Here is a 21,053-nt window from a genome sequence, read left to right on the forward strand (position 1 = left end):
ACCGGGCATTCCCGACGATCCCGGCGTGGTTCCCGCGCCGCGACGGCCCCGCCGCGTCTAGCATTCAGTCATGGGTGGCATTGGCTTGCCGGAGCTTCTGATACTTCTGGTCGTCGGCGTCGTGGTCGTCGGGCTCTTCGCCGCCCTGACGCGCCGGGGCGCCAAGGCCCCGGGACCGTCGTACGTGTCGGCCTGGCAGGGCGGCGTCACGCCTCCCCAACCCGGCGACCTGCAGGGCCAGGTGTACGCGCTGGTCGCGCAGGGGAAGAAGATCCCGGCGATCAAGCTGGTCCGCGAGCACACCGGCCTCGGCCTCGCCGACGCCAAGGCGTACGTCGACGCGCTCGCCGCGAGCCGTCCCGTCCCGCCCGCGGTCGCCCGCAAGCTGGCCCCGCCGCGCCAGGCCGCCGTCCCGGCGCCGCCCCGGGAGGATCTGGCCACCCGGGTGCGGGCTCTGAAGGCGGACGGCCGCGCCGAGCAGGCCGTGTACCTGGTGCGCGGTGAGACCGGGATGGGCCGGCAGGAGGCCGAGGCGTTCGTCCAGCAGCTCTGACCCGCGTCCGGTGCCTTGCCGTCGCCCTCGGCCGGGCGCTACGGAGACGCGGCCTCAGCCGGCCCGCGGCGTGCCCGGATCCGGGGCGTCCGGGCGCAGCCCCTCCAGCACCGCGTAGGCGGGGTTGCCCCGGGCCGCGTGGCGCACCTCGCGCGCCGTCGAGGCCACGTACGCCTGTCCGGTGACGATCGAGGAGTGGCCGAGCAGCTCCATGAGCTCGTGCGCCGAGGCCCCGCGCTCGGCCAGGCGCGTGGCGAACTCGTGCCGCAGCGCGTGCACCAGCGTCCCCTTCTGCACGCGGTCGTGGATCCCCGCGTACCGGTAGCACTGGCGCACCAGGTACTGCAGCCCGCCGCGCCGCAGCGGCTCGTTGCGCAGGTCCACCAGCAGCGGCGCCGACCGGGGCAGCGTCGTGAGCCCGAACCGGGTGAGGCGGCTGGCCAGGTAGGCGTCGATCAGGTGCTCGATCGGCGGCTCGATGGGCAGCGACCGCGCCTTGCCGCCCTTGCCGACGACCTGGACGCGCCGGTCGCCCTGCGCGCCGCCGATCGAGCCGAGCGTCAGGCCGAGCAGCTCCGCCGAGCGCATGCCGGTGACCAGCGCCAGCGCCAGCACGACCAGGTCGCGCTCCACCCAGGGGTCACGGGCCTCGCGGGCGCCCGCCGCGATGCGCTCCAGCAGCGTCGCCGACGCCGTCCCGTCGCCGAGCAGCGGCTTGGGCGCCTTGGCGGGCTGCTTGGGGCGGGGGACCGCCGCCATGGGGTTGCCCTCCAGCATGCCCTCGGCCACGCAGAAGGTGAGGAACTGGTTCCAGGCGCTCCACGCGCGGTTGACGCTGGCGGGCGAGCGCGGCTCGGCGAAGTCGGCGAACGCCGCCCGCACCAGGCGTCCGCCCAGCGAACGGACCTCCAGGTCCTCCACCGGGACTCCCGCCACGCCGGCCGCCGCCAGCGCCACCAGGCGCAGGTCGCGCTCGTACCCGGCGAGGGTGTGCGGCGACAGCTTCTTGGCGCGCAGCGACGACAGGAACTCGGCCACGGCCTCGGGCACGCGCATCAGCACCAAGGGGATACCTTCACCCACGACGCCTCCGCACCCCGGACATGCCACAAAGTGCTGTGATTATGCATGAAATCCGGACCGTACGGCGCCCGACACGCCGCAGCGTCCGGTCACGTGCCGGAGCCTCCCGGGGCGGGCGGCCGGGCGGGCGTGCCGTCCAGGGACCGCAGCCGCAGGACGAACCGGGCGCCGTGCGGGGAGTCCTCGACGCGCAGCGTCCCGCCGTGCGCCACCGCGATCTCCCGGGAGATCGCCAGGCCCAGCCCGGTCCCGGCCGGGTCGCGGCGCCGGGCGTCGTCCAGCCGGACGAACCGGTCGAACACCCGCTCGCGGTCCGCGGGCGCGATGCCGTCGCCGTCGTCCTCGACGGTGAGGACCGCCTGCCCGTCCACGGCCTCGACGCGGACGACGACCTCGCGCTCGGCGTGCCGCTGGGCGTTGCCGACGAGGTTCTCCACCACGCGCGCGAGCTGGACGCGCTGCCCGCTCACCGGGACGGGGGAGGAGGTCCGCACGCGGACCGGGACCGCGTTCACCCGTGCCCCGGTCGCCTCGGCCGCGAGCGCGGCCAGGTCCAGCCGCTCGGGCGGCACGGGGTCGGCCGCGCGCAGGCGGGCCAGCTCCAGCAGGTCGGCGACGATCGCCTCCAGCCGGTCGGTGGTCGCGAGCGCGTCGCGGAGCGCCTCGTGCGGGTCGACCTCGCCGGGGTAGGCCAGCGCCTCCTCCAGGCAGGCGCGCAGCCCCGCGAGCGGGGACCGCAGCTCGTGGGAGGCGTCGGAGGCGAACCTGCGCTGCTGCTTGACCGCCGTCTCCAGGCGGGCGAGCGTCTCGTTGGCGGTGCGCGCCAGCATGGTGATCTCGTCCCGGCCCGGCGGCAGCGGAACGCGCAGGCTCAGGTCGGTGCCGGTGATCTCCGTCATCCGCGCCGAGATGGTCTGCACCGGACGCAGGGTGCGGCCGAGCATGCTCCAGCTCGTCCATCCGACCAGGCCCACGATGGGCGCGGCGCCCACGGCGATGCCGATGTCCAGCTCGTTGGTCGAGAGGATGGACGGCGCCGTCATCCCCGCGTAGATGACCGAGGAGCCTGATGTGGGGGTGGCGCGGATGGCCATGAGGATGACGCACCCCTGGCTCGTGCCGCACTCGGTGATGTGCTGGAACCGGTCGTCGGGCGGCGGGCGGACCCGCGACAGCGGCGTGTGCTCCGGGGCCGCCCTGCTGGAGTTGGTCACGTGGCCGCGCGCGTCCACGACCTGGATCAGGTCCACCGGGCGCCGCGCCGGGATCGTGTGGGGCACCGTGTCGCCGCGGACGGCCGCGCTCCACTGCCCGGCCACGCGCTGGTTGGCGTCCATGGCGTCGGCCTCGGTCTTGTACCGGATGGCGGCGGCGAGGGTGGCCCCCACCACGGCCAGGAACACGACCGACAGCGCCATCGCCATCAGGGTGTAGCGGGCCCGGATCGAGGCCGGGGAAAGCGCTTTCCACCCCCTGGCGAGGACGTGGCGGCGAAGGAGCCGCGGGACGACGTTCAGGGGACGCTCCGATCAGGTGACACGGGGACGCACGGCGGTCCGGATGACGGCGGGCCCGGGACGCCGGGCCGTGCGGCGGGGACGGTATCGCGGGGACGTCCTGGCTCGGGGAAGACGTCCGCCCCGCGCGGCCCGCGCGGGGGCCGGCGTTGTGGCCAGGAGGCGACTTGTACGCCGAGAGGGCCTCCGACCTGCTATAACGCTAGCACCAGAGGGGAATTGCTCCAGCCAAAGACTTCCCCAAGTCTCCCCGCGCCCCCCGGCCGGGGCGGGCCGCCGTCCTGCCCCGCGTGATCACGTAGCATGGCGCCCGACCCGTCGAGCCTGGAGGGCGCCATGGTGAACGACATCGACCTGCGGCACCTGCGGAGGTGCGTCGAGCTCGCCGCCGAGGCGCTGGCGGAAGGGGACGAGCCGTTCGGCTCGGTCCTCGTCGCGGCGGACGGCGCGGTGCTCGCCGAGGACCACAACCGCGTGGCCGGGGGCGACCGCACCCGTCACCCGGAGTTCGCGCTGGCACGCTGGGCTGCGGCCAACCTGACCCCGGAGCGACGCGCGGCGGCGACCGTCTACACCTCGGGCGAGCACTGCCCCATGTGCGCGGCGGCGCACGGCTGGGTCGGCCTCGGCCGCATCGTCTACGCCACCTCGTCCGCGCAGCTCGCCGCGTGGCTCGCCGATATGGGCGTCCCGGCCCCGCCGGTGCGCACGCTGCCGATCGGCGAGGTGGTGCCCGGCGCGGTCACCGACGGGCCCGTCCCCGAGCTGGCCGAGCGGGTGCGCGAGCTGCACCGCCGCTTCCACCGCGCCGGCTGATCGCCGGGCCGGGCGTCCCCGCCCCGGCGTCCGTGAGGATCAGACGGGCTGGCCGATGGGCCGCACGACCATGGTGTTGACGTCCACGCCGCGCGGCTGGGTGATCGCCCAGACGAGGGACTCGGCGAGCTGGTCCGCCGTCAGCAGCGAGCCGTCGGGCGGTCCGCCCAGGCCGTCCCAGAAGGGGGTCTCCACGCGCCCCGGGGCGATCAGCGTGACGCCCACGCCGTCGGCGGTGACCATGCGGCGGGTGTTCTCGGCGAGGCCGGTGACCGCCCACTTGGTGGCCCCGTAGAGGTTGCCGGGGGTGTTGACGAAGCCCGCGACGCTGCCGATGAGGACGATGCGCCCGCCGGTCTCCTTCAGCGCGGGCAGGGCGGCCCTGATGAGCAGCGCGGGACCGAGGACGTTGGTGAGGATCATCTCGCGCCAGCGGGCGGGGTCGCCGTCGCCGAGGGTGTCGTGGCTGGCGAGGCCGGCGTTGGCGACGGCGGTGTCCAGCCGCCCGAACTCTTTGACGGTGGACTCGACGGCCGCGGTGACGGCCGCGTCGTCGGAGGCGTCCCCGGGGAGGGTCAGCAGGCCGGGCGGGTCGCCGAGCCCGGCGGCGAACCGGGTGAGACGGTCGCGGTCACGGCCGGTGACCGCGACGCGGTGGCCCCGGTCGAGCAGGAGCCGGGCCGCGGCCGCCCCGATGCCGCTGGAACCACCGGTGATCAAGGTGACAGGGGAGTCGGTCATGCGCCGCACCCTAGGACGTGGAGCGTGCTCCAGGTCAAGCGATCACCCCGGACGCGCGCGCGGTCCGGCATGTCGGCGGGCGGCCCGCGGGGCTCGGCGGCCGGGGTCCGCGGCGGGCCGCGTGCCGGGCCCGCCGCGGACCCGCCGCTCAGCCGCCGGTCACGGAGAAGACGTCGACGCGCGTGTTGTTCAGGACGTCCCTGACGACGACGTCCTTCACGTTCACGTCCACGTCCACGGGGGCGGGACCGTCGGCGCGGACGGCGGACGCGGACGCCGTCGCGGCCGTGACCGCGAGGACGGCGCCACCGGCCAGGGCCGCGACGGCGAGCAACGAGGCGATCTTGCGCATGACTGCTCCTAGGGGGGGAGGAAACGATCGGCGGCCGGGACGCCGCCGCCCCGAGCATACCGACGGTCACCTGACCGTCACTTTGCGTCAGCGATGCCTTTTCGGGGGCGTGGTGAGGCCCGGGTCCCTCCCAGGTGAAGGAATGTCCACCGGTGCGGCCGGGTCCTACGCGAGCATGGCCAGGGCCTTCTCCTCCTTGTCCGGGGAAAGGCCGTGCCGGGGGCGGTCGGGACGGGCGGGCGGGTCGCCCTCCGAGCGGAGCCAGTCCCAGGTGTCGGTGACGGTGTCCTCGACGGGACGGCAGGCCAGCCCGGCGGCGAGCGCGGCCGAGACGTCGCCGTCGTGCATGCCGCCGTACTCGGCGTCCTCCGGCAGCCAGATCGGCAGCTCCACCCACGGCGCGATCCCGGCCTGCTCGATCACCTCGGCCGGGGTCCACACCAGCTCGGCGCCCGCCCCGGTCACCTGGCGCGCCGCCTCCAGCAGCCCGCCCATCGTGGCGATCCCCGCCGGGCCGACCACGTTGAAGGCGCCGCCCAGGCCGCGCGCGGCCCCGTCCAGCATCCACGCGGCGAGGTCGCGGGCGTCGACGTACTGCAGGGGACGGCCCGGACGGCCGGGGGCCAGCACGCGCCCGCCGCGTTCGAGCCGGCGCAGCCACCACGGCAGCCGGCCGATGTCCTCGTACGGGCCGAGCACCAGCCCGGCGCGCGCCAGCAGCGCCCGGTCCCCGAACGCCGCGAGGACCGCCAGCTCGCCGCCCCGCTTGGCCGCCGCGTAGTCCTGATCCCCCTCGTCGCCGGGGTCGGCGTCGACCACCGGGGCGCTCTCGCCGGCCCCGATGGGCATCGGCCAGCGGTACACCGACCGGCTGGAGACGTACCCGTAGTGGCCGGCCCGTCCGGCGAGCAGCCCGCAGGCGTCGCGCACCACGCGCGGCGCCCCGCTCCAGGTGTCGAGGACCGCGTCCCATTCCCGGCGCCCCAGCGCGCCCCTCAGCGCCGCCGGGTCGGTCCTGTCGGCCGTGATCGTCTCGACGCCCGCGGGGGCCGTGCCGGTCACCCCGCGGTTCAGCATGGTCACCTCGTCGCCGCGCGCCAGGGCCCGTTCGACGACGGCCCGCCCCACGAAGCGGGTTCCGCCAAGGACGAGAATGTTCATTCCGGACGTCATACCGGCACTCTGGCCGTGGCCTCCCGCTCAGGCCAGCCGGATTCACCCAGGGCGTAGCGGCCGGCCGCGTCGCGTCCGTGAGAGCCTCGACGGCGGCGGGGCCGGGACGGCAGGATCGGCGGGACGGCGTCGTCCGGCCGGGCGCGGGTCCCGGCCGCCGTGGCGTGAGGAGTGGGAGGGGCTGTGGCGGGGCGGGCGACCATCTATGACGTGGCCACCGAGGCGGGCGTCAGCATCTCGACGGTGTCGCTGGCGCTCAACGCGCCGGGCCGGGTCAGCGCGGCCACCCGCCGCAAGGTGCTCGCCGCCGTGGACGCCCTGGGCTTCGTCCCCAAGCCCGACGCCGTCGCCCGCGCCCGGCGCGGCGCGGGCCGCGTCGGGGTCATCGCGCCGCACACCTCCTACGCCACCGTGGCCCGCCGCGTGAACGGCGTCCTCGCCGCCGCCGCGGCGCGCCCGGTCGAGGTCGTGCTGTACGACCAGCGGTCGGCGTCGGAGAGCACCTCCCCGTTGCTGGCGGCGCTGCCGGTGACCGGGCGGCTGGACGGCCTGCTCGTGGTGAGCCTGCCGCTGGACGACGGCGTGGCCGCACGCCTCGTCGGCCTCGGCCTGCCCACGGTGCTGGTGGACGTGCGCCATCCGGGGTTCGACTCCGTCGGCGCGGACGACGAGGCCGGCGGCCGGCTGGTCGCCGGGCATCTGACCGGCCGCGGGCACCGGCGCCTGGGCTTCCTCGGCGAGGCGCAGCGGACCGGCGTGTACGTCTCCCCGTCCGGGCGCAGGCTCGCGGGCTTCCGCGCCGGGCTCGCCGAGGCCGGCCACGATCTCCCCGAGGACGCGGTGAGGTTCGCGCGGCACGGCGTCGCCCCGGCCGCCGAGGCCGCCGCCGCCCTGCTGTCCGGCCCGGCGCGTCCGACGGCGGTCTTCGCCGCGGACGACGTCCTCGCGGCGGGCGTGCTCAAGGCGGCGCGGGCCCTCGGGCTGCGGGTGCCGGAGGACGTGGCCGTGGCCGGGTTCGACGACGGCGAGCTGGCCGAGGCGCTGGAGCTGACCACCGTGCGGCAGCCTCTGGAGGAGTCCGGCCGCGCGGCGATGGAACGCCTGCTGCGACGCCTGGAGTCGCCCACGGCCACGCCCCGCGACACCACCCTCGCCCTGCACCTGGTCGAACGCGCCACCACCTGAGCCGCGGCCCGCCGCGCTGTCGAAGTGCTTCGATAAAAGCGCTTGATTAGTGGACGGCCCCGGCGTCTGATGGAGAGATGGACAGACAACATGCGGCGAACTCCGAACGCGTGATCCGTTCGTACGTCGTGACCGGCGGCGGGCGGGGCATCGGCAGGGCGGTGTGCGAGCGGCTGCTCGCCGACGGGCACGCCGTGGTGGTGATCGAGCGCGATCCCCGCCCGGACCCGCGCCCGTCCGGGCGCCTCACCGTCCTCGAGGGGGACGCCGCCGAGGAGGCGACCGCCGAGCGGGCCGTGGCCCTCGCCCGGCGCGCCGGCGTCCTCAGCGGCTGGGTGAACAACGCCGCCGTGTTCCGGGACGCCTCGCCGCACACCTCGCCCGCCCGCGAGGTGCTCGGCCTCATCACGGCCAACCTGGCGCCCGCCGTCGCCGGCTCGGCCGCCGCGGTCCGCGCGTTCCTCGCCGCGGGCACAGAAGGGTCGATCGTGAACGTCTCCTCCTACCAGGCGCGCCAGGCCGTCCCCGGCTGCCTGCCGTACGTGACCGCCAAGGCGGCGCTGGAAGGGCTGACCCGGGCGCTGGCCGTCGAGTACGGGCCGTACGGCATCCGCGCCAACGCCGTCGCGCCGGGGTCGGTCGCCACCGAGCGCTACCGGGCGTACCTGGAGGCCCGGGAACCCGCCGCGCGGGCGGGCGTCGAGGAGGAGATGCGCGCGCTGCACCCGCAGGGGAGGGTCGCGCGGCCGGAGGAGGTCGCCGCGGTGATCGTCCACCTGCTGTCCCCGGAGGCGAGCTTCGTCAGCGGCGCGACGGTGCCCGTCGACGGCGGCCGGTCGGTGCTCGCGCGCGACCCCGAGAGCGCCGTCGGGAGCGCCGTCGCCACGGGGCCGGTCCGGGACGCTTCCGCGCGTCCCGGACGGTGAGTCACCGCGCGCGGGGGCACGAGGTCAGGCGCCGGGGAGCGCCGCGCGGGCCTCCTCGGCGGTCGGGTAGGTGGCGAAGGCCCGCGCCACCCCCGTCAGGCGGAAGATCCTCTCGATGCGCTGGTTGAGGCCCGCCAGCACGACGCCGCCCTCACGCGCGGCCAGGGCCCGCCGCGCGCCCAGGAAGACGCTGATGCCGGTGGAGTCGCAGAACGTCAGCCCGGTCAGGTCGATCACCAGGTACCGGGCCTCCGCGGCGTACGCCTCGTCGAAGGCCCGCTGGAGGGCCGAGGCGCTGCCGTGGTCGAGCTCCCCGGTGAGCACCAAGGTTCGCACCGGGGATGGCTGCGGGTCGCCGGAGCCGGCGTCGACGTGCACGGTGAATTTCATGGGACGACCTATCCAAGGCGGGCGCTGGGCCGGCGGAGGGGGCGGGAGAGGCGGAGGGGGGCACGACCGCGGGGGCGGGCCGTGAACCCGCTCCCGGCGGCGGATCCTTCACGTCGGTGACGATATGCGAACCGGGGATCTCTGCCCACTCGCCACCGGATCTCCATGCTCCCTACTCTCCCGCGCCGCCCGGCGGCCCGGCGATGGCCTGCCGCAGCCGTACGGTGGAGCCCCGCTCGTCCTTGGTGATGTACACCTCGTCGCAGAGCTGCCGCATGAGCCAGAGGCCCCGGCCGCGCAGCGTGCCCACGCCGGGGTCGGGCGCGTTGGCGTGCGCGGGGACCAGCAGCCCGAGGCGGTCGTGGATCTCCACGGTGACGAACTGGCCGTCGTGCCAGGCGATGACGTGCCCGCGGCCCTCGGCGTGGTCGAGCACGTTGGCGGCGGCCTCGTTCACGGCGAGGACGAGGTCCTGCAGGCGGACGCCGGCCAGCCCGGCCTCGCCCGCGAAAGCCCCGACCTCCCTGCGCAGCGCGCCCAGGTCATCGGTGATCGGCCAGTACGCGGGTGTGCGCCCACTGACATTCACCGGCATTCCTCCACCTACATAGCCAGCCGCCGACCCTGGCACGAGTCCGCTACCGCGACGACCATACTGCCTGCCCGCCCCTGGCAACGCCCAGGCGGCCCGGCAGGTGAAGTTCCGGCCCGTACACGCCCGGGCGCGCGCCCCCGTCCAGAGGCTGCTTCCCCGGCCGGGCGCGACCATGCGGCCGACCCGGGTCCGGCTCACCGCCCGGTGGTGCCGGCGGGCGTCAACGCGTCGCCGGGGACGGCGCGCGAGGTCTTCCGGCGGGCACCGAGGGTGAGGAGCAGCGAGGCCGCGGTCAGCGCCACGCCGAACCAGACGACGCTCGTGACCCCCAGGTGATCGGCGAAGAGGCCGCCGAGAAGTGCCCCGACCGCGATGGAGGTGTTGTACGCCATGGTGTTGAGGGACATCGCGGCCTCGAAGGTGCCGGGCGCGGCGGCCTGCGTCATGTTCACCTGGCACAGCTGGACCACACCGAAGGAGACTCCCCAGAGGATCAGTGAGACGGCCGCACCGGCCGGGCCGTGCCCGATCGCGAGCAGCGACAGCAAGGACACCACGAGCCCGAGGCAGCCGGCCGTGAAGCTGCCCCGCAGACTCCTGTTCACCGTGTATCCGGCGATGAAGTTGCCGGCCGCTCCTCCGGCGCCGTAGAGCATCAGCAGCACGGTGATGACGAGCGGGGTGGCGGATGAACTGTCCTCCAGATAGGGCCGCACGAAGGTGTACGCGCCGAAATGGCCCAGAACGAAAAGGACGACGGTGAACAGCACCAGACGTAGCGGCACGTTCTTCAGCGGAAGCCCGAAGACCTCCCGGACCGGGACCGCGTTCGCCGAGGGCAGCGACGGGATCAGGACGACCACCGCGACGAACACCAGCGCGCCGAGGCCCGCCCAGACGAGGAACGTGGTCCGCCAGCCGGTGAGGCTTTCCACGACCGTTCCCAGCGGGATGCCGGCGACCGCGGCGATCGAGATGCCGGACATGACCACCGAGGCCGCCCTGCTCGCATGGCGTTCGGGAACGAGGCGCATCGCCATGCTCACGCCGATGGCCCAGAACACGCCGCTGGCGAATCCCATGACGAGCCGCGTCGTCAGGACCAGGGGATAGTTCGGGGAGACGGCGGTGATCACGTTTCCCAGGGTCAGTGTCGCCAGGAGCGCGGACAGCAACACGCGCCGGTTGACGCGCCGGGTCCATGCCACGATGAACGGCACGCCGAGCCCCGCCGAGACGCCGTACAGCGTGACCATGAGCCCGGCGATTCCCACGGATATGCTCAGGCTCGCGCTGACCGGGGTGAGCAGGCCGACGGGCATCAACTCGGTCGTGAGAAAGACGAACAGGCTGGCTGTGATCGCGCAAACGCCCAGCCATGACCTCAAGGTCGACTGCGGATGCGCGGCATGTGCGGTCATTTTCTGCTTTCCGATCAGATCGCGGATTCACGGATGGGAACGGCGGGTCGCCGTCGTGGTCGGCCGCGCCGCGCCCGGACGCGCTCCAGCGCCCACAGCGCGAAGGCCCCGGCGGACAGCGCGCCGCCGGCCAGGCTCACCCCGGTCCACCCGGCTCCGGTCCAGGCCGCGGAGGCCAGCAGCGATCCGGCGGCGCCGCCGAGGAAGCACGAGGTCATGAAGGCGGAGTCGAGCCGGTTGCGGCTCTCCGGGCGAAGCGCGTAGATCACGTGCTGGTTGGCGTTCAGCACCGCCTGGTTCGCCATGGTGAACGGCACGGCGCCCGCGACGAGCCAGCCCGGCGCGTCCCCTCCAGCGCCGATCAGGGGCCAGGACAGCGCCAGGACGGCGGCGCCGATCCCGCTGACCTGCCGCACCCGTCCCCGGTCGCCCAGTCGCCCCGCGATCGGCGTGATGATCACCCCGACGACCCCGACCAGGGCGAACATGCCGATGGCCGCCTCGCTCCAGCCGTACGACGGCCCGGCCAGCAGAAATGTGATCGCCGTCCACAGCACGCTGAACGCGGCGAACGCCAGGGCGCCGATGGCGGCCCGCCACCGCAGCGGCGGCTCCTGGCGGAACATCCCGAGCGTCGAGCGCAGCAGCGCCGGATAGGACAGCCCGACGGGGGTGTGCAGACGCGGGAGGCGTCGCCACAGCAGGACGGCGACGGTCGCCATCAGGATCGCGTTCAGCCAGTAGATCGTCCGCCAGCTGGGCGCCCACCGAGGTGAGGGCGGTCAGCGCGGTGCCGGCCAGCAGCACCGGGCCGCTCGGCGCGAGGGCGGACACCAGCAGGAGCACCGAGGTGGCGGCGAACAGCAGGACCGCGAGACGGCGGCGTTCCACCAGGTCGCCCAGCGGGACCAGGAGGATCAGCCCCGCCGCGTAGCCGGCCTGGGCGGCGGTGACGATCAGCGCGGCCATGGTGGTGCTCAGCCCCAGGTCCCGTCCGATCACCTCGAGCAGGGGCTGGGCGAAGTAGTTACCCGCGACCGAGAGCCCGGTGGCCACCGACATCAGGAGCAGCAGGCCGCGACGCGGCCGTGGAGGGGCATCGGTGACGGGTGCGCGCAGGAGGGTTTCCGTCATGTTCCCAGGGTGCGCGAGCATCGATCAATGAGTCCAACACATACTTTTCATCATCATCGATCGCGATATACGATCGATGGGGTGGAGCTGCAGCAACTGAGATATGTCGTCGCGGTCGCGGAGACCAGGAACTTCACCCGGGCGGCCGAGCGCTGCCGGGTGGTGCAGTCGGCCCTCAGTCATCAGATCGCCGGCCTGGAACGCGAGCTCGGCGCCCGGCTCTTCGAGCGCACCAGCCGCCGCGTACGCCTGACGACGGCCGGGGAGGCGTTCCTGCCCGCGGCGCGGGAGTGCCTGGAGGCCGCCGACCGCGCGCGGGCCGAGGTCGCCGCCGTCGCCGGGGAGATCCGCGGGCGGCTCGCCGTCGGCGCCATCCCCACGGTGGCGGCCGTCGACCTGCCGGTCGCCCTGCGGGACTACCGCCGGCGCCATCCGCGCGTGCACATCACGCTCACCTCGGCGGGGAGCGATGATCTGATCGAGCGGGTCCGGCGCGGCGAGGTCGACGTCGCCTTCCTCGGCCTGCCGCCCCGCGCGGAACCGAAGGGCGTCCGCGGTCGCCGGCTCGGCGGCGGGGAGTTGGTCGCCGTGGTCGCGCCCGACTACCCCCGGGCGGAGGAGGAGACGGACCTGCGGAGCCTCGCGGACGAGCCGTTCATCGACTTCCGCGCCGGCGCGGCCGGGCGCGTGCAGTCGGACGAGGCCTTCGCGGCCGCGGGGGTGCGGCGCGAGGTGCCCTTCGAGGTGTCGTCCGCCGAGCTCATGGTCGATCTGGTACGGCAGGGCCTCGGGGTGGGCATGCTGCCGGCCGCGTACGCGCCGCGCTTCGCCGACCTGCGCGTCATCCGCCTCCGCGACGCTCCCACACGGGTGGAGCACCTGATCTGGGACTCCCGGCCGTCCCCGGCGGCCACGGCCTTCCTCGACCTGCTCGCCGCCGGCGGGGCGCCCGGTCCGGCCGGGCGGCATCTCACACCGGACGACTCGCCCGCGGACCGTCCAGATTCCACGAAATGATCTTCGTGGGCGTGATCCTGATGATCTCCCCGGAGAGGTAAGGCAGCGGCGGCTCCTGGCCGGTCAACGCCACCGCGGTGCCCCGGATCTCGATGCCCCGCGGCGCCCACGGATCGATCGTCGCCAGGTCGTCCACGACGAACGCGACCGTGCTGCCCCGCTGGACGTTGCGGAACTTCTTCGACGCGCCCATCGCGTGCCCGCCGATGAGGATCACACCGGCGTCGGCGTCGACGAAGAAGCCGGTGGGGTTGTTCTGCACCTGCCCGCCGGGCGAGACGGTGGCCAGCCGCCCGACGCGCTGTGTGGCCAGGTAGTCGAGCTCCGCTCGCGTGAAGACCATGCGCGCCGGTCTGGAACCTTGACGCCGGTGGCAGTCAAGGGGGCCGGACGGCGGACAGGACCGCACGATCGGCGAAATACACGACACAAGGTGTCGTGTTTCTGGACGAGCATGGTGCACCGGCCGTCGCCGACGGCCGACGTGGGCCGGGCCACGCGGACAGACGCGGCGGACCCGAAACAGATGGACAAGGATCTCGATGCGCGAAACGCCGGAAGAGCTCGAACAGCTCCAAGCACTCCTCGACACCTCCCTCTCCCGATCCACCTCGCACCTTCGCTCGATCTTCACCGAGAGGACCATGACCGCGGAGCGGCTCACCCGGGTCCTGACCGGCATGTGCACGCTCGCCGTGTCCACCGTGACGGCGAAGGGCGAGCCGCGGATCAGCGGCGCGGACGGGCATTTCCTGCACGGCAGGTGGCACTTCGGCACGGCGCGCGGCGCCGCCAAGGCCGGCCACCTGGCCGCCCGCCCGGCCGCCAGCGTCGCGCACATGCGCGGCGAGGACCTCGGCGTGTTCACGCACGGCACGGTCGAGACGCTCAACCCTCAGGGCGGCGCGCCGGCCGCGGACTGGCCGTACCTGCTCGCCTACTTCAAGGACTTCTACGGCCCCGATCTCTTCGACTGGGACAACGAGGTGGTCTACTACCGGCTGCACCCGCACTGGATGACGGTCTACGCCCCCGATGTCGCGAAGCTCACCGAGGCGTCCGGCCGTTCCCACTAGCGGGCCGTCGCCGCGCGCCCGGGGTGATCAGGAGCCGGGCGTGGACCTGCGCTCGACGAGGGCGGCGATGCCGTCCAGGACGCGTTCGAGGCCGAACTCGAAGGCGTGCACCGGGTCGGAGGGCGCGTTGTACGCCTCGCCGGCCGCCTGGCCGACCCGCGCCCCGAGCGGGAAGCGCGAAGGGTCCATGAGCTTGCCCAGGTAGGGGGCGTGGGCCCACCACCACTGCTCGTCGGTCATGCCGGTGCGCTGCTCGGCCTGGGCGGCCTCCACCGCGCCGCGCGCCGCGCCGTGGACGTACCCGCCGACCAGCGCGACCACCGAGTCCATCTCCAGGTCGGTGAGCCCGATGCCGTCCACGGCGGAGAGTTCGTACTCGTAGGAGTCGGCCACGTTCGGGCCGAGCGGGGGACGGCCGGTGGCGACGTAGGACAGCCACGGGTGGCGCTGGTAGAGCGCCCACTTCTCGCGGGCGATCTGCTCCAGCCTGGCGCGCCAGCCGCCCTCGACCTCCGCCGGCCTGGCGGCCTCGCCGATCGCCGTGTCCAGCATCAGGTCCAGCAGCTCGGCCTTGCCCGGCACATAGGTGTACAGCGACATGGTGCCGACGCCGAGCCGCTCGGCGACCCGGCGCATGGAGAGCGCGCCGAGGCCGTCGGCGTCGGCGACCTCGATCGCGGCCGCGACGATGCGGTCGACGCTGAGGTCGGGACCGCCCTTCCTGCCGGACTTCTCGCGGGTGCGCCACAGCAGGGCCAGGCTGCGCGCGGGGTCGCCCCCGCCGGTGTACTCGGTCGTCATCGTGGCTCGCATCCTATCGCCGCCCACCTCGGCCCCTGGCTTGCCCTCCGTCGGCGCATCCTGTACCGTACGGCAGCCCGTATGCTGTACGGTACAGCGTACGGAAGCAACCCCGAGGAGGGTGCCAGTGGAAACCACCGGACACGCGGTGGTCGCGGAAGGGCTGCGCAAGCGGTACGGCGGCGCGGAGGCGCTGGCGGGGTTCGACCTCGCCGTGCCCGAGGGCACCGTGTGCGGGCTGCTCGGCCCCAACGGCGCCGGCAAGACGACGGCCGTGCGGGTGCTGACCACGCTCCTGCGGCCCGACGGCGGCCGCGCCCACGTCGCCGGGTTCGACGTCGTAGGGCAGGCCGCCCAGGCGCGCCACCGCATCGGGCTCGTCGGCCAGAACGCCGCCCTGGACGAGGTGCTGAGCGGACGGCAGAACCTGGTCATGTTCGGCCGCCTCTACCACCTCGGCCCGGCGCGGGCACGCCGCAGGGCCGACGAGCTGCTAGAGCGGTTCGGCCTGGCCGAGACCGGCGCCAAGCCGGTCAAGCAGTACTCCGGCGGCATGCGGCGCAGGCTCGACCTGGCCGCCGGGCTCATCATCGCGCCGCCGGTGCTGTTCCTGGACGAGCCCACCACCGGCCTCGACCCGCGCGGGCGCGACGAGGTCTGGGAGGCCGTCGCCTCCCTGGTCGCGGCGGGCACCACCGTCCTGCTCACCACCCAGTACCTGGAGGAGGCCGACCGGCTCGCCGCCAAGATCTGCGTCATGGACGCGGGCCGCGTGATCGCCGAGGGCAGCCCCGACGAGCTGAAGAGCCGCATCGGCGAGGACCGCGTCGACATCGTGCTGCGCGCCGGCGACGACCTCGCCCGCGCCATGGCGCTCGCCGCGCGCGTCACCGGCGGCGAGCCCGAGGGCGACCCTGGCGCCCGCCGCGTCAGCGTCCCGGTGCGCGACCGGGTGGCCGCGCTCACCGACCTGGTCCGCGCCCTGGACGACGCCGGCATCGCCGCCGAGGACATCACGCTGCGCCGTCCCTCGCTCGACGAGGTGTTCCTGCGCCTCACCGGCCACCGCGCCGGGCAGGAGGCGGCCGCGTGACGATCGCGATCCCCGCCCCGCCCCGCGGCCTCGCCCGGCTGCGGTGGGCCCTGGCCGACGCATGGGTGATCACCGGGCGCGACCTGGCCCACTGGGCCCGGCAGCCCGCCCAGTTCGTCATCGGGCTGCTGTTCCCCGTCATGGTCGTGCTGATCTTCGCCTACATGTTCGGCGGCGGCATGGTGATCCCCGGCGGCGGCGACTACCGGGAGTTCCTCATGCCCGGCATGTACGCCATGACCATGGTCTTCGGCATCGAGGCCACCTTCACCGCCGTCAGCGCCGACGCCGCCCGCGGCGTCACCGACCGGTTCCGCTCGCTGCCCATGGCGCCGTCGGCGGTCGTGACCGGGCGCGGCGTCGCCGACATGCTCAACTCCGCCGCCGGGCTCGCCGTGATGATCGCCTGCGGGCTGGCCGTCGGCTGGCGCTGGCACGAGGGCCCCGGCGCGGCGCTGGCCGCGGTGGGCCTGCTGTTGCTGCTGCGCTTCGCCCTGCTGTGGGCCGGCATCTACCTCGGGCTGGTGCTCAGGAACGCCGAGGCGGTCATGGCCCTGCAGATCCTGGTGTGGCCGGTCGGCTTCCTGTCCAACACCTTCGCCTCGCCCGCCACCATGCCCGGCTGGCTCGGCGCGATCGCCGAATGGAACCCGATGTCGGCCACCGTGTCGGCGACCCGCGAGCTGTTCGGCAACCCCGGCTGGGGCGGCGACACCTGGGCCGCGCAGCACGCGCAGCTCATGGCCCTGGTCTGGCCGTCGCTCCTGCTCGTGATCTTCATCCCCCTGTCGGTCCGCCGCTACCAGCGCCTCAGCAGCTGACCCGTCGTCCGCCCCCGGCGCCGCGGACGCGGGCCGCCGGGGGCGGACGGTTACCCGGCGCGTAATCGATTTCCGCCGCGGGGCGCGCCAAGGTTGAGGCGTGGCACGGACCGCCGGTTCCGCGGGACGCGGGGCCGGGGCGCCGGCCGCGGTTTTCCGATGAAGACCGATCAGGGTCGATAAGGATCAATGAGGAGAGCGACGATGAGCGACGTCGAGAAGATGATCGACCAGTACATCACCGTGTGGAACGAGACCGACCCGGCGGCGCGCCGCGCGGGCGTCGCCCAGGTGTGGGACGCCGACGGCACCTACACCGACCCGCTGGCCGCCGTGCAGGGGCACGACGCCATCGACGCGTTGATCGCCGCCGTGCAGGCGCAGTTCCCCGGGTTCGCGTTCCGGCTCGCCGGAACGGTGGACGCCCACCACGACGTGGCGCGCTTCGGCTGGCATCTCGGGCCCCGCGGGGACGCCGAGTCGGTCGTGGACGGCTTCGACGTGGTGACCCTCGCCGAGGACGGCCGCATCCGCCACGTCTACGGCTTCCTCGACAAGGTCCCCACCACCTGACGGTCCCGCACGGCGGGTGGCCCTCGCCCCGGTGGCGGCGCCGCGTGGCGCGGGGAACGGGTCAGCCGTGGCCGGCGAGGCGGGAGGCCCTGGCGTTGAGGTAGCGCTGCTGGGGGAGGCCGGAGGCCCGTCCGGCCGCCTCCTGGTAGGCCGCGCGGGCCGCCGCGTGGTCGCCGGCCATCTCCAGCAGGTGGGCGCGCACCGCGTACAGGCGGTGGTCGCCGGCGATCCGCTCGTCGGCGGCGAGGTCGTCGAGCAGGTCCAGCCCCGCGCGGGCGCCCTTGACCATCGCCACCGCGACGGCGTGGTTCAGCGCCACCACCGGCCCGCCCGACACCCGGGCCAGCAGTTCGTACAACGCCATGATCTGCGGCCAGTCGGTCCGCGCCGCGTCCGGCGCCTCGTCGTGGACCGCCGCGATCGCGGCCTGGATCTGGTACGGCCCCGGCCTGCCGTGCGCCAGCGCGGCGGTCACCAGGGCGACGCCCTCGGCGATCAGCCCGGCGTCCCACAGGCCGCGGTCCTGCTCGGCCATCGGGATCAGCGACCCGTCGGGCCCGGCGCGCGCGGGTCTGCGCGCGTCGGTGAGCAGCATCAACGCGAGCAGCCCGGTCGCCTCGCCGTCGCCGGGCAGCAGGCCGTGCAGCAGGCGGGCCAGGCGGATGGCCTCCGCCGACAGCTCCCGCCGGTGCAGACCGGGCCCCGAGGTGGTCGCGTACCCCTCGTTGAAGATCAGGTAGAGGACGTGCAGCACCGCGCCGAGCCGGGCGTCCCGCTCCGGGCCCGCCGGGACGGCGAACGGGACGCCGCTCTCCTTGACGCGCTGCTTGGCCCGGCTGACGCGGCGGGTCATCGTCGCCTCCGGCACCAGGAAGGCGCGGGCGATCTGCGCCGTCGTCAGGCCGCCCACCGCGCGCAGGGTCAGCGCGATCTGCGAGGCGGGCGACAGCGACGGGTGGCAGCACATGAACAGCAGGATCAGCGTGTCGTCGGAGTCCTCCGGCCGGCGGTCCGCCGGCGGCGCGAGCCACTGATCGGCCGGTGTCCACCGGGCGGCGGCGTCCTCGCGGTCCCTGCGGGCCCGCTCGGCGCGCAGCAGGTCGGTGAGCCGCCGCGAGGCGACGGTGATCAGCCAGGCGCGGGGGTCGCGCGGGCGGCCCTCCCGCGGCCACTGCACGGCCGCCGCGAGCAGGGCCTCCTGCACGGCGTCCTCGGCGGTGGCGAAGTTGCCGTAGCGCCGCACGAGCGCGCCGAGCACCTGCGGCGCGAGCGCGCGCAGCAGGTCCCCGGCGTCGTCCCCCGTCACCACTGGGCTAGTCCAGCTCCTCCTCGGCGCCGGCCAGCGGGCGCACGTCCACGTACCACTCGTGCTCCAGGTTCGCGCCCTTCGGGTGCGGGGTCGCCGCGAGCCGGGCGGCGATCTGGGTGGCCCGGTCGAAGCTCTCGCACTCGACCGTCGTGTACCCGGCCAGCACCTCCTGCGTCTCGGCGTAGGGCCCGTCGGTCACGACCGGCACCCCTTCCCGCAGCCGGATCCTGCGGGCGTGCACCGGGGCCGTCATGCCCTGGGCGTCGACGAACTCGCCGGACTCGATGAGGTCCTGGTTCCACTCCGCCATGAAGGCGTGCAGGGCGGCGACGTCCTCCTGCGTCCAGACCACCCCGCCGGTGTCCTTGCCCGCGAGCATGTCGTGGTCCCGCTGCGAGCCGTACATCATGATCATGTACTTCACGATTCGTCTCCTCTCCGCCGGCACCCTCGCGGTGCCGCACATCTAGGACGTCGAGGCCGGACGCCGTGTCCGGACATCTTCGCGCGACCGCGTCGCGAGATCTTCGGGCGTCACCGGCGAGGCGGGGCCGAGACCAGGCCGGTCTGGTAGGCCACCACGACGAGCTGGGCGCGGTCCCGGGCGTTCAGCTTGGCCAGCAGGCGGCCGACGTGGCTCTTCACCGTGGCGAGGCTGAGGTGCAGGTACCCGGCGATCTCCGCGTTCGACAGACCGCGGGCGATGTGGGTCAGCACCTCGCGCTCGCGCTCGGTCACCCCGTCAAGCTCGCGGGCGGGCAGGTGACCGGGGTCGGGGCCGCGGGTGAACTCGGCGATGAGGCGGCGGGTCACGCTCGGCGCGAGCAGGGCCTCGCCGGAGGCGACGACGCCGATGGCGGTGAGCAGGTCCGCCGGGCGGGTGTCCTTGAGCAGGAATCCCGACGCCCCGGCCCGCAGCGCCGCGTACACGTAGGAGTCCAGGTCGAAGGTGGTGAGGATCAGCACGCGCACCCCGGCGGTGTCCGGGGAGCCGCAGATGCGGCGGGTGGCCTCGATGCCGTCCATCTCGGGCATCCGCACGTCCATGAGCACCACGTCGGGCCGCTCGCGGCGCGCCAGCTCCACGGCCTCCGTGCCCGTCCCCGCCTCGCCGACGACGGTCAGCCCCGGCGCCGTGTCGATCAGCAGCCGGAAGCTCCCGCGCAACAGCGCCTGGTCGTCGGCCACCAGCACCCGCACGGACGCCCCGCCCACCTCGTGCTCACCCGTGCTCACCCCGTCCGATTCCACGCGCGTCCCTTCACGACGACGCCCGCTCCGGGCGGGCTCCTTCCTCGCGTTCCCCGCCGGGCGGCCGGTACGGCAGCCGGGCCGAGACGGCGAAGCCGCCTCCCGGGCGCGGCCCGGCGCTGAAGTCGCCGCCGTACATCGCGACCCGCTCGCGCATCCCCACCAGCCCGTGGCCGGGGGCGGCCCCGGCGGGCGGCACGCGCGTGCCGGGACCGTCGTCGGTCACCTCGACGCGCACCTGCCCCCCGTGGCCGTGGACGACGACGCGGCAGCGCGCCGGGGCGGCGTGCCGCACCACGTTGGTCAGCGCCTCCTGGACGATCCGGTAGGCGGACAGCTCAACCCCCTCGGGCAGATGGTCCACGCCCCGTACGTCCAGTTCGGCGCGCACCCCGGCCGCCGCCGCGCGCTCGGCCAGCTCCGGCAGCCGCGCCAGCCCCGGAACCGGACGCAGGTCGTCAGGGCCCGCGGGCGCCTCCGCGCGCAGCACGCCCAGCATGTGGCGCATCTCGGTGAGCGCGCCCCGGCTCACCGACTCGATCTCGCGCAGCGCCAGGCGGGCCTCCTCGGGACGCCGCTCGGCCACGTGGTCGGCGATGCCGGCCTTCACCGTGATCAGGGTCATGCTGTGGGCCACGACGTCGTGCAGCTCGCGCGCGATGCGCAGCCGCTCCTCGGTCACCGCCCGCGCCGCGGCCTCCCGGGCCGTGCGGGCGACGTAGGCGTGGCGCTCGCGCACGGCGCGGCCGATCGTCCAGGACCCGCCCATGAGGGTGGCGCCGAACAGCAGCGCCGGGTACGGGAGTGCGCGCGGGAACCCGCCCGCCGGGCCCGCCATGGTCGACGCGACCACCGTCACCGCGCTGACCAGGCCGATCGTGCGCGTGGGAACCCAGCGGACCCGCGGCAGGGTGAGCGCGACCGTGTACAGGGCGAAGGCCGCCGCGGCGAACGAGTCGCGCACCACGTCCAGCAGGGCCGAGACCAGGCTGGCGGCGAAGACGACGGTGAAGACCCGCGCCGGCCACAGGCGCCGCACCGCCAGCGGCGCGCCCATCCCGGCCAGCACCGCGACCCACACCACGAGCGCCCCGGCGTCCCCGCCCGGCATCCGCGGGAACGTCTGCGCCGCGAACAGCACGAGGTAGGCCGCGGCGGCGAGCCCGTCCAGCAGCAACGGCCGCTGCCACCACCGGTACGCCTCCTGCATCCGTCGACCGTACCCG

General features: G+C 74.6%; 24 protein-coding genes and 1 pseudogene. 9 read left to right on the forward strand and 16 right to left on the reverse strand.

Going from position 1 to position 21,053, the window contains the following annotated elements:
* Nucleotides 1–70 precede the first annotated feature (70 nt).
* On the forward strand, nucleotides 71–553 hold the full coding sequence (locus BJ981_RS34680) for a ribosomal protein L7/L12 (protein WP_184617558.1): 483 nt from the start codon (nucleotides 71–73) through the stop codon (nucleotides 551–553).
* 54 nt (nucleotides 554–607) lie between these two features.
* Here the strand turns inward: BJ981_RS34680 and BJ981_RS34685 are convergent, their stop codons facing one another.
* Nucleotides 608–1,609 carry a tyrosine-type recombinase/integrase gene (locus BJ981_RS34685; RefSeq protein WP_184617782.1) on the reverse strand — a complete coding sequence of 334 codons (1,002 nt, stop codon included), beginning with the start codon at nucleotides 1,607–1,609 and terminating at the stop codon, nucleotides 608–610.
* Between the two features lie 116 nt (nucleotides 1,610–1,725).
* Nucleotides 1,726–3,054 carry a HAMP domain-containing sensor histidine kinase gene (locus BJ981_RS34690; RefSeq protein WP_184617559.1) on the reverse strand — a complete coding sequence of 443 codons (1,329 nt, stop codon included), beginning with the start codon at nucleotides 3,052–3,054 and terminating at the stop codon, nucleotides 1,726–1,728.
* Between the two features lie 435 nt (nucleotides 3,055–3,489).
* Between BJ981_RS34690 and BJ981_RS34695 the strand changes: the two genes are divergently transcribed.
* Nucleotides 3,490–3,969: a nucleoside deaminase gene (locus tag BJ981_RS34695; RefSeq protein WP_184617783.1), complete on the forward strand. Its 480-nt coding sequence runs from the start codon at nucleotides 3,490–3,492 to the stop codon at nucleotides 3,967–3,969.
* A 39-nt stretch (nucleotides 3,970–4,008) separates the two neighbouring features.
* Here BJ981_RS34695 and BJ981_RS34700 read toward each other — a convergent pair whose 3' ends face one another.
* The 3 genes from BJ981_RS34700 to BJ981_RS34710 form a co-directional block, all read right to left on the reverse strand.
* Nucleotides 4,009–4,710, reverse strand: coding sequence for an SDR family oxidoreductase (locus BJ981_RS34700; protein ID WP_184617560.1), 702 nt, complete (start codon nucleotides 4,708–4,710; stop codon nucleotides 4,009–4,011).
* Nucleotides 4,711–4,858: 148 nt separating this feature from the next.
* Nucleotides 4,859–5,062, reverse strand: a complete 204-nt coding sequence (locus BJ981_RS34705; RefSeq protein WP_184617561.1) for a hypothetical protein — start codon at nucleotides 5,060–5,062, stop codon at nucleotides 4,859–4,861.
* Nucleotides 5,063–5,227: 165 nt separating this feature from the next.
* Nucleotides 5,228–6,223, reverse strand: a complete 996-nt coding sequence (locus tag BJ981_RS34710; protein WP_184617563.1) for an NAD-dependent epimerase/dehydratase family protein — start codon at nucleotides 6,221–6,223, stop codon at nucleotides 5,228–5,230.
* A gap of 222 nt (nucleotides 6,224–6,445) precedes the next feature.
* Here BJ981_RS34710 and BJ981_RS34715 point away from each other — a divergent pair, with 222 nt between their 5' ends.
* Together BJ981_RS34715 and BJ981_RS34720 are read left to right on the forward strand one after the other, a co-directional pair.
* Complete coding sequence (locus BJ981_RS34715; protein ID WP_204070129.1) at nucleotides 6,446–7,420, forward strand: LacI family DNA-binding transcriptional regulator; 975 nt, start codon at nucleotides 6,446–6,448, stop codon at nucleotides 7,418–7,420.
* A gap of 77 nt (nucleotides 7,421–7,497) precedes the next feature.
* Nucleotides 7,498–8,346 carry an SDR family NAD(P)-dependent oxidoreductase gene (locus BJ981_RS34720; protein ID WP_184617567.1) on the forward strand — a complete coding sequence of 283 codons (849 nt, stop codon included), beginning with the start codon at nucleotides 7,498–7,500 and terminating at the stop codon, nucleotides 8,344–8,346.
* A 24-nt stretch (nucleotides 8,347–8,370) separates the two neighbouring features.
* On the opposite strand, the gene BJ981_RS34725 is transcribed toward BJ981_RS34720, so the two are convergent.
* From BJ981_RS34725 to BJ981_RS39740, 5 genes and pseudogenes are all read right to left on the reverse strand, one after another.
* On the reverse strand, nucleotides 8,371–8,736 hold the full coding sequence (locus BJ981_RS34725) for an STAS domain-containing protein (protein ID WP_184617569.1): 366 nt from the start codon (nucleotides 8,734–8,736) through the stop codon (nucleotides 8,371–8,373).
* Between the two features lie 172 nt (nucleotides 8,737–8,908).
* A complete protein-coding gene (locus BJ981_RS34730) occupies nucleotides 8,909–9,325 on the reverse strand; it encodes an ATP-binding protein (protein ID WP_184617571.1) in 417 nt (138 codons plus the stop codon).
* Between the two features lie 200 nt (nucleotides 9,326–9,525).
* On the reverse strand, nucleotides 9,526–10,752 hold the full coding sequence (locus BJ981_RS34735; RefSeq protein ID WP_184617572.1) for an MFS transporter: 1,227 nt from the start codon (nucleotides 10,750–10,752) through the stop codon (nucleotides 9,526–9,528).
* A gap of 14 nt (nucleotides 10,753–10,766) precedes the next feature.
* Nucleotides 10,767–11,474 (reverse strand): MFS transporter, encoded by a 708-nt coding sequence (locus tag BJ981_RS37610; protein ID WP_204070128.1) that lies wholly within the window; start codon nucleotides 11,472–11,474, stop codon nucleotides 10,767–10,769.
* A gap of 103 nt (nucleotides 11,475–11,577) precedes the next feature.
* Nucleotides 11,578–11,907: pseudogene (locus BJ981_RS39740) on the reverse strand (MFS transporter); the annotation flags it as partial.
* 60 nt (nucleotides 11,908–11,967) lie between these two features.
* Between BJ981_RS39740 and BJ981_RS34745 the strand changes: the two are divergent.
* Complete coding sequence (locus tag BJ981_RS34745) at nucleotides 11,968–12,903, forward strand: LysR family transcriptional regulator (protein ID WP_184617574.1); 936 nt, start codon at nucleotides 11,968–11,970, stop codon at nucleotides 12,901–12,903.
* Here BJ981_RS34745 and BJ981_RS34750 read toward each other — a convergent pair.
* On the reverse strand, nucleotides 12,857–13,246 hold the full coding sequence (locus BJ981_RS34750; protein WP_184617576.1) for a PPOX class F420-dependent oxidoreductase: 390 nt from the start codon (nucleotides 13,244–13,246) through the stop codon (nucleotides 12,857–12,859). The two genes, BJ981_RS34745 and BJ981_RS34750, sit on opposite strands and share 47 nt — an antisense overlap.
* Before the next feature lie 199 nt (nucleotides 13,247–13,445).
* Here BJ981_RS34750 and BJ981_RS34755 point away from each other — a divergent pair, with 199 nt between their 5' ends.
* Entirely contained in the window at nucleotides 13,446–13,979 is a 534-nt protein-coding gene (locus tag BJ981_RS34755; RefSeq protein ID WP_184617578.1) for a pyridoxamine 5'-phosphate oxidase family protein, read from the forward strand.
* A gap of 27 nt (nucleotides 13,980–14,006) precedes the next feature.
* Here the strand turns inward: BJ981_RS34755 and BJ981_RS34760 are convergent, their stop codons facing one another.
* Nucleotides 14,007–14,780 (reverse strand): TetR/AcrR family transcriptional regulator, encoded by a 774-nt coding sequence (locus tag BJ981_RS34760; protein ID WP_184617580.1) that lies wholly within the window; start codon nucleotides 14,778–14,780, stop codon nucleotides 14,007–14,009.
* Nucleotides 14,781–14,907: 127 nt separating this feature from the next.
* Here BJ981_RS34760 and BJ981_RS34765 point away from each other — a divergent pair, with 127 nt between their 5' ends.
* The 3 genes from BJ981_RS34765 (at nucleotide 14,908) to BJ981_RS34775 (ending at nucleotide 17,267) form a co-directional block, all read left to right on the forward strand.
* Nucleotides 14,908–15,873 carry an ATP-binding cassette domain-containing protein gene (locus BJ981_RS34765; protein WP_184617582.1) on the forward strand — a complete coding sequence of 322 codons (966 nt, stop codon included), beginning with the start codon at nucleotides 14,908–14,910 and terminating at the stop codon, nucleotides 15,871–15,873.
* Nucleotides 15,870–16,694 (forward strand): ABC transporter permease, encoded by an 825-nt coding sequence (locus BJ981_RS34770; RefSeq protein WP_184617584.1) that lies wholly within the window; start codon nucleotides 15,870–15,872, stop codon nucleotides 16,692–16,694. Before BJ981_RS34765 ends, BJ981_RS34770 begins: the two co-directional genes overlap by 4 nt.
* Nucleotides 16,695–16,898: 204 nt before the next feature.
* Nucleotides 16,899–17,267, forward strand: coding sequence for a nuclear transport factor 2 family protein (locus BJ981_RS34775; protein ID WP_184617585.1), 369 nt, complete (start codon nucleotides 16,899–16,901; stop codon nucleotides 17,265–17,267).
* Nucleotides 17,268–17,328: 61 nt separating this feature from the next.
* Here BJ981_RS34775 and BJ981_RS34780 read toward each other — a convergent pair whose 3' ends face one another.
* The 4 genes from BJ981_RS34780 to BJ981_RS34795 form a co-directional block, all read right to left on the reverse strand.
* Nucleotides 17,329–18,576, reverse strand: a complete 1,248-nt coding sequence (locus tag BJ981_RS34780) for an RNA polymerase sigma factor (RefSeq protein ID WP_443728996.1) — start codon at nucleotides 18,574–18,576, stop codon at nucleotides 17,329–17,331.
* Between the two features lie 4 nt (nucleotides 18,577–18,580).
* Nucleotides 18,581–18,991, reverse strand: coding sequence for a YciI family protein (locus BJ981_RS34785; protein WP_239139117.1), 411 nt, complete (start codon nucleotides 18,989–18,991; stop codon nucleotides 18,581–18,583).
* Nucleotides 18,992–19,110: 119 nt separating this feature from the next.
* Nucleotides 19,111–19,827 carry a response regulator gene (locus BJ981_RS34790; protein ID WP_239139099.1) on the reverse strand — a complete coding sequence of 239 codons (717 nt, stop codon included), beginning with the start codon at nucleotides 19,825–19,827 and terminating at the stop codon, nucleotides 19,111–19,113.
* Between the two features lie 10 nt (nucleotides 19,828–19,837).
* A complete protein-coding gene (locus BJ981_RS34795; RefSeq protein WP_204070126.1) occupies nucleotides 19,838–21,037 on the reverse strand; it encodes a sensor histidine kinase in 1,200 nt (399 codons plus the stop codon).
* Between the last annotated feature and the right edge of the window lie 16 nt (nucleotides 21,038–21,053).

Source organism: Sphaerisporangium krabiense (genome assembly GCF_014200435.1).
GTDB lineage: Bacteria > Actinomycetota > Actinomycetes > Streptosporangiales > Streptosporangiaceae > Sphaerisporangium > Sphaerisporangium krabiense.